We start from the raw sequence: 7,769 nt of genomic DNA, 5'->3' as shown, positions 1-7,769 counted from the left end.
GAATTAACTGGTTTTACCTTTTTCTCTGTTTAATTTTCAAAGACCAATTCATTTTGTCACCATTAAGCGACTTGATAAGTTTATCATGTTTTCAACTCTTTGTCAATGTGTTTTTTAAACTTTTAAAGTTTTTATTTGAACATTGATTTGAAATGTAAACATCATCGCTACACTATTTCACCAGCGACAAGGAATATAGTATCATGGAATAATGTTTATTCTTTTTTCATTTTTTACTGCTTAACCAAACCATTCATTCATATGTCCTTTTTTCTTTAAAATACTATAAATTCCCTCTATTGACACACTTGGAAGTGTTTATACAGAAAATATACCTATTATTCATTGTAATGTAATTTAATGTAATATATTATAATCCTTCATCCAATAGTTTTAGAAGTGTACATATAGTAAAACATATACATATACATTCCATATTGAGATTCACCAAAGATTTTCACTAAGATAAGCCATAACAAAAACCCAGCTACTCTAAAAATGTTTTAGCTGGGTTTTATTATAATTGAACTATCGTACAAATACTTTTAATCCTTACTTTTATTCTCAATATCTATAGCGAAATTAATGGTATAACTTTCTTCATTGTTTTTGTTATTTTCTTTTAAATCTTTAGATTCTTTAATCTTAATAATTTTTTCTACTATAATAAGCATGCCCACAATTCCTACTATCCAATACACCTGAGTTACATATGGCATCTTCTTCCCCCTTTATATTAGTTATTATATAATTATTATATCGATAGAAAAAAATGCTATTTTAATTATAAAAACTCATTTTAAATATATGGGCGCAAAAGTAATGTAACCCCTAAATATTATGCTATTATATTGAAAATAACTAAAAATATGACTCCTGGTATTCCTAAAAAACCTGCTATTAATGCAGTTATAGCATTAATACCGATATTTATCCCAAAAGGACCTCCAACAAAGTTTACAAGAAATAATAATATTCCGCCAGCGATGGCATTAAGAACTAATTTCAATAACATTTTTAGTGGCCACGCAAGTACCTTACCTATTATTAATAGAGATAGCACTGCAATGACAAAATATATAGCGGTTTGCATAACAAACTCCCCTTCCATAAAATACATCAAGCATTATATAAAATTTATACTAATATATTAACATTAATAAGCAATTATGATGTATTTCATAATTAAAAGAATTTATTAATCTTTATTATCTACCATTTGCTAGCCTTACTCAATTCCTCAATCATATATGATGCATCTAAAGTTATCCCCTTACTTTTAGCCTGTGATAAAAAATACATATACTTGGCTTTAGCTTCATCTTCCCTGTATATTGCAAAATCAATAAGTTTTGCATCACTTACTTGTTGGAAACAAGATTTAGCAGTTTCCCATTCAAGCATAGACTCCTCTAATCTTTCAATTATCTCCTTTTGCTCTTCACTATATTTATTCTGCGAAAGTATAATCTGAATGATTGTTTTTCTATTCATATAAAAAACCTCCCACTATATGTTATTTACAATTATTTACATACAGTGGAGTATTTATACAAGCTCTTTTAAATTTATCCAATTTAATATTCTAACAATTCAGCATTAAAGCTATTTTAAACTTTATAAAAGCTTAGCTTTCTTTATATAATAAAAAGCATCCTATAAAAATAGGATGCTTTTCTATATTTCTTTTCTTCCTTCTAATGCCTTAGATAAAGTTACTTCATCTGCGTATTCTAAATCTCCACCTACAGGGATTCCATGAGCAATTCTAGTTACCTTTATACCAAAGGGCTTTAAAATCTTAGAGATATACATAGCTGTTGCTTCTCCTTCAATATTGGGATTTGTAGCAACAATAATTTCCTTAGGCTCGCCATTTATACGAGTTATAAGCTCTTTTAACTTTATGTCTTCTGGTCCTCTACCACTCATTGGAGATATAGTGCCATGAAGCACGTGATATAAACCATTAAATTCCCTAACCTTTTCTACAGTCATGATGTCTTTTGGTTGTTCTACAACACAAATAGTACTTCTGTCCCTGTTAGGATTAGAGCATATAGAACAAGGGTCTTTATCTGTAAAATTTCCACATATAGTGCAATATTTAATAGTTCCTCTTGCCTTAATAAGTGCATTTGCAAACTCTTCCACTTCTTCTCTAGGAAGATTTAATACGTATAGAGTAAGTCTTTGTGCAGTTTTACTCCCTATACCAGGAAGCTTTGCAAATTCTTCAATCAATTTTTCTATAGCTATAGGATAAAAATCCAAAGTTTTCACCTCTAAAAGGTCTTCTTTTGTTTAGAAGACAAGTTAATTAAAATAAACCTGGCATATTCATTCCACCAGTTAATTTACCCATTGCATCATTTGTATCTTCTTCAGCTTTCTTTAATGCTTCATTTACAGCAGTTAAAACTAAATCTTGTAACATTTCAACATCATCTGGATCTATTACTTCAGGCTTTATTGTAATGTCTACTATTTGTCTTTTTCCATTAGCAACTACAGTAACAGCTCCTCCACCAACTGAAGCTTCAAAACTCTTATTTTCAAGATCCTTTTGCATATCTTCCATTTGTTTTTGGAATTTTTGTGCTTGCTTTATTAAGCTATTCATATTTCCGCCCATTCCTGGGAATCCACCTTTTGCCATAATAATACCTCCTTGTAAAATATAATCTCATTATATTAGTATATATAATATTATCTAATAATGTAACTAGTTTTGTAATTTTATCTTTAAATTTTACTAATTATAGTGTTTTATTCATCAAGAACTTCTACTAAGTCTGCTGGAAAAGTATCAAATAAAATTTCTTCCTTTGATCTTTCCTCCACTTTATTTTCACTATCAGAAGTATATTGAACCCTAACTGGTTGCTTTAAAAATTCTGAAAAAATATTATCCATTATTTTTCTATTTTCATCTTTTTCTAGCCTACTCTTGTGAAAATTATAAACTCTTTCAAACCCGATAGTTATGATTCCTTTTTTACAGGATAATACTTCTCCCATCATAAGTGCAGTAGCTAACACCATATTCTTTCTCGCCTTTAACAACCCTTGAATGTCTTTAAAGGACTTTTTCACTTCATCTGTTGTCAAATTACACTCACTATTAGTTTCTACATCAACTTTTTCTTCGTCCCTTGTATTAACTCTCTTTTCTGTTGTTGAAGGTACCGTTCTTACTTCATTAATTAAATTCTTAACTTCAGATACCTTATTAGCACTAACTGCAATCTCACCACTTTTTAATGCTTCTTCCATTTTATTCAGCCTGCGCAAAATAGTTTCTATAGATGTATCATATTCTATTTTACACATTTTGATTATAGCAAGTTCTAAATATATTCTTCCTTGCTTTGTAAACTTGGAATTTTCCTCAGCCTCTTGAAGAATGTTAATATACCTCATAACCTCTTCAACTCTAATTTTTTCGGATTGAGCTTTTAAAAGAGCTATGTTCTCACTGGACATATCTAAAACTTCATCTGGATTCTCACTAACTTTAGTCATAAGAAGATTTCTCATGTGATTAATTAAATCTTTAATTAGTATATTAGTATCTTTCCCGCCTTGAACTATATCATTTATTGTTCTTATAGCTTTTTCCGTATTTTTAGATATAACTGCATCTATTATATGAATTAAACCATCATTGGTTATAAGTCCTAACATATTTACTAAATTTTCATACTCAACTTTTCCATCACTCATGGAAATTGCTTGATCTAGTACTGAAAGAGCATCTCTCATTGCTCCATCGCAAATCCTTGACACCAATTTTAAACTATTATCATCAGCATATATTCCTAAGTTATCTACAATCTTTCTAAGTCTAGTAAATATATCCTCACTTTTTATTCTCTTAAAATCAAATCTTTGACATCTTGAAAGTATAGTTATTGGAAGCTTTTGTGGGTCTGTAGTTGCTAGAATAAAGATTACTCTACTTGGTGGTTCTTCTAAGGTTTTTAAGAATGCATTTACAGCACCTACTGATAGCATATGTACTTCGTCTATAATATAAACCTTATGTTTTGCTTCTTGTGGCGGATATTGAACATCTTCTATTATATCCCTTATATTATCTACACTATTATGTGATGCTGCATCGAGTTCAGTGATATCTATAGCTGTACCAGTGCTTATCTTCTTACACATCTCGCACTCATTGCAAGGTTCCCCATGCTGTAGATTAAGGCAATTAATGGCCTTCGCAAGTATTTTTGCTGTAGAAGTTTTTCCTGTTCCTCTAGTTCCACATAATAAATATGCATGAGCTATTCTATTAGTTTTTATAGCATTTTTTAGAGTTGTTGTAATATGCTCTTGCCCCACTACATCGTTGAAAATTCTCGGTCTCCATTCTCTATATAATGCTGTATACGCCATGATTTATCACCTCTCTTTTTAATGTTTAAAGAATCGAACATTATTGTTAGCTTTACATTAAGGCCGTTGATCAAAATGGGCCTTTTCTTCATTTACCTATATTATATATTTTAAACTGTCATATGTGAATAATTTCATCTATATTTACTTTATTATAAACGAAACTAGCAAGAAATATTTTCCTGCTAGTTCTCATTATAAATAAAAAAGATGCTATTTAAGCATCTTATGTGTCATATTAAAGTCGTACACCTCGCTTCGATAGTTAGCCTATGTGCGTTACCCATACAGTTAGCTCAAACCAGATTGATCCACGGCACATGGAAGTGTTCACTTATCGCTGCTTCCTTCCGGACCTGACGAGGTTCATGAATTTCCATTGCGTGGGACCCAGTTCTCAACACCACTTATATGGGTCAGGCCACACAAGCTAATACCTAGGCGAGGAATTCAACCCCGCTGTAGCGGATTGCGGGTTACAGGGCACCGCTAACTCCCCATCTAGTACGACATGGCGGAGAAAGAGGGATTCGAACCCTCGGTAGAGTTGCCCCTACACACGCGTTCCAGGCGTGCTCCTTAAACCACTCGGACATCTCTCCATGTAAGATTACTTAGTAGCTTTAACATAATGTTCTCGCTACCGTGTAAGATAGATTATACTATTGTTATTATTATGTTGCAAGTAAAAAAAGTTAAAATTCTTATATTAATTTTTTCTAATATTGTAATAATTTAATTTGTTTTGTGATAACTTTATTATATGTTATAAGTTAGGAGGTTATTATGAGATACGAGATTAAAGGTGGTTCAATGCCTGTAGCTGTTTGTTCTTTAAATCAAGGTGAAAAATTATTTTCTGAATCAGGGGCTATGGGTTGGATGAGTGGCAATATAGCAATGGACACAAATATGACAGGTGGCTTTTTTAAAGGAATAGGTAGAGCGTTATCTGGTGAAAGTTTATTTTTAAACTATTTCACTTGTTCTTCTCTCAATGGCTCTATAGCTTTTCCTTCCTCTGTTCCTGGAAAAATAATTGCAAAAGAATTATTTCCTGGGGAAACTATAATTTGTCAAAAGGGAACCTTTATGGCAGCTGAAATTTCTGTTAAGCTAGATATTCATTTTAAAAAGAAGTTTTCTGTTGGCATATTTGGCGGAGAAGGATTTATTCTTCAACGAATAACAGGACCTGGTATAGTTTTATTGGAATTTGATGGTCATGTAGAAGAAGTAAACTTGGCTCCTAATGAAATAATAAAGGTTGATACAGGACATGTAGCTGCTTTTGAACCTAGTGTTGGCTTTGACATAGAAGTAGTAAAAGGTTTTAAAAATATATTTTTTGGTGGGGAAGGATTATTTCTTACAACTCTTAGAGGTCCTGGAAAAGTCTACCTACAGACTATGCCGCTCCAAAATTTAGCTAGTAAACTCACACCTTATCTACCAATAAATAATGGCAGTAATATGCGAGATTAAAATATAAAAATCACTATCAAATTATAGTTTTTGATAGTGATTTTAACTTTTTATCATATTTTTAATATTGCAAGAATTATTTAGCTTCACCATTTACAAAGTATAAATATGTTTCATTGTTATACATGTTCTTTTTTTCTATAAACAAGTACTAAACCTGCTATGCAAATCAATATTCCCGCTATACTAATAAGTTGAGCTGTTCTGATAGGTCCTATCATTAGACTATCAGTTCTTAATCCTTCTATAAAAAATCTTCCTAAAGAATATAATCCTAGATAAGAGAAAAATACTACTCCTCTCTTTTCTACTTTGTGAAGTAAATAAAAGAGTGCAAAGAATGATAATAAGTTCCATATAGATTCGTATAGAAATGTAGGGTGGTAATAAGTCCCTTCAATAAACATCCCTTCCTGAATAAATTCGGGAAAATTACTTATAAATTCTTTAGATACTGGTCCACCATGGGCCTCCTGATTAAAAAAGTTTCCCCAACGACCTATAGCTTGAGCAATAATTAGCGAAGGTGCTAATGTATCAACTAAATCGAAAAAATTCAAACCTTTCTTCTTGGTATATATATATACTACAATTATTGCTGTTATAATACCTCCATGAATAGCAAGGCCACCTTGTCTTATATTTAAAATATCTCCTAAATTATCTTTATAGTAGTTATTAAATTCAAATATTACATAGTACAATCTTGCCCCTAAAACTGCAAGTGGAAAAACAATCAAAAAAAATGTAAGAATATCATCATATTTTAGATTTCTTAATTTAGAAGTGTATTCTGCTAATAATAATGCAATTACTACTCCTGCTGATATGATTACTCCATACCACATAATATCTATCCCGAATATTGTGATTGCTACTGGATCCATAACTTTCCTCCCCTTTTGTTTAAACAATTAAATGATTAAACTTTATAATGTTATACTAGAATAACATTCCTTTATTATTTTATATTATAAACTATTTTTCTTCATCATTATACTGTTTTATTAATTCAATTATTTTTATTGAGCATCTTCTTCCCTTACATCCGCCACTACCGCTCCCAGTGATTTTATTCACCTCTTCTACGGTGTTAGCTCCGTTTACTATTGCCTTCTTAATTGTTGCCCTAGAGATCCCTTTACAAATGCATACCTTCGTAAGCTTATCTAAAATTTCTTCATTTAAATTATTTTCCATTTTAATCATGGCCTCTCTTTCTTTTAAAAAATTCTTGTAATAAATTACTACATTCTTCATTATATAGCCATTTAACATCAACCCAATGGTTTAATCTCTCGTCTTGAGTTATATTAAGTACAGATCCACATCCTCCAGATTTAGGATCAAAGGTTCCGATGTAAAGCTTTTTTATCCTACTCTGTATAATAGCGCCAGCACACATGGGACAAGGTTCTAGTGTTACATACATGGAACAACCATTAAGCCTCCATCCACCTAGTTCTTTGCAAGCCTCTCTTATTGCTATAATTTCTGCATGATTAGTTGGATCCCCAGTTATTTCTTTTAAATTATGAGCTTTTGCAATAATATTACCATCTTTAACTATTATGGCTCCAACTGGTACTTCATCCTTGTTTAAGGCTTTTCTTGCTTCCTTAATTGCTTCTATTATATATTCATCATTCATATTTTATCCTCTTTTAACTAATAAATAAGCACATTTTCTCTAAGTACTTTAAAATTACATAGAGATTTATCTTAGAATAAGCACTCCACATTTAAACACTGTAAAAGGTGTAGTTCTCAAAATCTCTTTAAAGCTTTCTATAAAAAAAACTTAGCAAAGCAAAGCCTTACTAAGTTTGGTGCGCACGAGAGGAGTCGAACCTCCGGCCTTCCCCTTAGGAGGGGGATGC

The 7,769-nt window shown here is 31.3% G+C and carries 10 protein-coding genes, 1 tRNA gene and 1 other RNA gene; 1 reads left to right on the top strand and 11 read right to left on the bottom strand.

The window, feature by feature from the left end; all coding sequences use genetic code 11:
* Positions 1 to 545: 545 nt before the first annotated feature.
* The 8 genes from RR409_RS20290 to RR409_RS20255 form a co-directional block, all read right to left on the bottom strand.
* Positions 546 to 719, bottom strand: a complete 174-nt coding sequence (locus RR409_RS20290; protein WP_332559597.1) for a hypothetical protein — start codon at positions 717 to 719, stop codon at positions 546 to 548.
* A 119-nt stretch (positions 720 to 838) separates the two neighbouring features.
* Positions 839 to 1,093 carry a pro-sigmaK processing inhibitor BofA family protein gene (locus tag RR409_RS20285; RefSeq protein WP_332559596.1) on the bottom strand — a complete coding sequence of 85 codons (255 nt, stop codon included), beginning with the start codon at positions 1,091 to 1,093 and terminating at the stop codon, positions 839 to 841.
* Positions 1,094 to 1,212: 119 nt separating this feature from the next.
* Positions 1,213 to 1,494: a DUF2508 family protein gene (locus RR409_RS20280; protein WP_332559595.1), complete on the bottom strand. Its 282-nt coding sequence runs from the start codon at positions 1,492 to 1,494 to the stop codon at positions 1,213 to 1,215.
* A 183-nt stretch (positions 1,495 to 1,677) separates the two neighbouring features.
* A complete protein-coding gene (gene recR, locus RR409_RS20275; RefSeq protein ID WP_332559594.1) occupies positions 1,678 to 2,274 on the bottom strand; it encodes a recombination mediator RecR in 597 nt (198 codons plus the stop codon).
* A gap of 46 nt (positions 2,275 to 2,320) precedes the next feature.
* The gene (locus RR409_RS20270) at positions 2,321 to 2,659 is read right to left on the bottom strand and encodes a YbaB/EbfC family nucleoid-associated protein (protein ID WP_332559593.1); all 339 of its coding nucleotides are present in this window, start codon (positions 2,657 to 2,659) and stop codon (positions 2,321 to 2,323) included.
* A 110-nt stretch (positions 2,660 to 2,769) separates the two neighbouring features.
* Positions 2,770 to 4,404, bottom strand: coding sequence for a DNA polymerase III subunit gamma/tau (dnaX, locus tag RR409_RS20265; protein ID WP_332559592.1), 1,635 nt, complete (start codon positions 4,402 to 4,404; stop codon positions 2,770 to 2,772).
* 244 nt (positions 4,405 to 4,648) lie between these two features.
* Positions 4,649 to 4,914, bottom strand: an RNA gene (gene ffs / locus RR409_RS20260) — signal recognition particle sRNA large type.
* A gap of 2 nt (positions 4,915 to 4,916) precedes the next feature.
* A tRNA-Ser gene (locus RR409_RS20255) sits at positions 4,917 to 5,006 on the bottom strand.
* A 184-nt stretch (positions 5,007 to 5,190) separates the two neighbouring features.
* Between RR409_RS20255 and RR409_RS20250 the strand changes: the two genes are divergently transcribed.
* Positions 5,191 to 5,889, top strand: a complete 699-nt coding sequence (locus RR409_RS20250; protein WP_332559591.1) for a TIGR00266 family protein — start codon at positions 5,191 to 5,193, stop codon at positions 5,887 to 5,889.
* Positions 5,890 to 6,008: 119 nt separating this feature from the next.
* Here RR409_RS20250 and lgt read toward each other — a convergent pair whose 3' ends face one another.
* The 3 genes from lgt to RR409_RS20235 all read right to left on the bottom strand — a co-directional run bounded on the left by lgt (position 6,009) and on the right by RR409_RS20235 (position 7,540).
* Positions 6,009 to 6,776, bottom strand: a complete 768-nt coding sequence (gene lgt, locus RR409_RS20245; protein ID WP_332559590.1) for a prolipoprotein diacylglyceryl transferase — start codon at positions 6,774 to 6,776, stop codon at positions 6,009 to 6,011.
* 91 nt (positions 6,777 to 6,867) lie between these two features.
* The gene (locus RR409_RS20240) at positions 6,868 to 7,089 is read right to left on the bottom strand and encodes a (2Fe-2S)-binding protein (protein ID WP_332559589.1); all 222 of its coding nucleotides are present in this window, start codon (positions 7,087 to 7,089) and stop codon (positions 6,868 to 6,870) included.
* A 1-nt stretch (position 7,090) separates the two neighbouring features.
* Positions 7,091 to 7,540 carry a nucleoside deaminase gene (locus tag RR409_RS20235; RefSeq protein ID WP_332559588.1) on the bottom strand — a complete coding sequence of 150 codons (450 nt, stop codon included), beginning with the start codon at positions 7,538 to 7,540 and terminating at the stop codon, positions 7,091 to 7,093.
* Between the last annotated feature and the right edge of the window lie 229 nt (positions 7,541 to 7,769).

The sequence above is a fragment of the Clostridium sp. genome, from assembly GCF_036642255.1.
GTDB lineage: Bacteria > Bacillota > Clostridia > Clostridiales > Clostridiaceae > Clostridium_J.
The sequence above is the reverse complement of the archived record's forward strand: the minus strand, read 5'-3'. Positions and strand labels throughout refer to the sequence as shown.

Bases quoted from the DNA above. Each gene is read 5' to 3' on its own strand.
- RR409_RS20235 (WP_332559588.1), bottom strand. From the start codon at position 7,540: ATGAATGATGAATATATAATAGAAGCAATTAAGGAAGCAAGAAAAGCC.
- lgt (WP_332559590.1), bottom strand. From the start codon at position 6,776: ATGGATCCAGTAGCAATCACAATATTCGGGATAGATATTATGTGGTAT.
- RR409_RS20270 (WP_332559593.1), bottom strand. From the start codon at position 2,659: ATGGCAAAAGGTGGATTCCCAGGAATGGGCGGAAATATGAATAGCTTA.
- RR409_RS20250 (WP_332559591.1), top strand. From the start codon at position 5,191: ATGAGATACGAGATTAAAGGTGGTTCAATGCCTGTAGCTGTTTGTTCT.
- RR409_RS20280 (WP_332559595.1), bottom strand. From the start codon at position 1,494: ATGAATAGAAAAACAATCATTCAGATTATACTTTCGCAGAATAAATAT.
- dnaX (WP_332559592.1), bottom strand. From the start codon at position 4,404: ATGGCGTATACAGCATTATATAGAGAATGGAGACCGAGAATTTTCAAC.
- RR409_RS20285 (WP_332559596.1), bottom strand. From the start codon at position 1,093: ATGCAAACCGCTATATATTTTGTCATTGCAGTGCTATCTCTATTAATA.
- RR409_RS20290 (WP_332559597.1), bottom strand. From the start codon at position 719: ATGCCATATGTAACTCAGGTGTATTGGATAGTAGGAATTGTGGGCATG.
- RR409_RS20240 (WP_332559589.1), bottom strand. From the start codon at position 7,089: ATGGAAAATAATTTAAATGAAGAAATTTTAGATAAGCTTACGAAGGTA.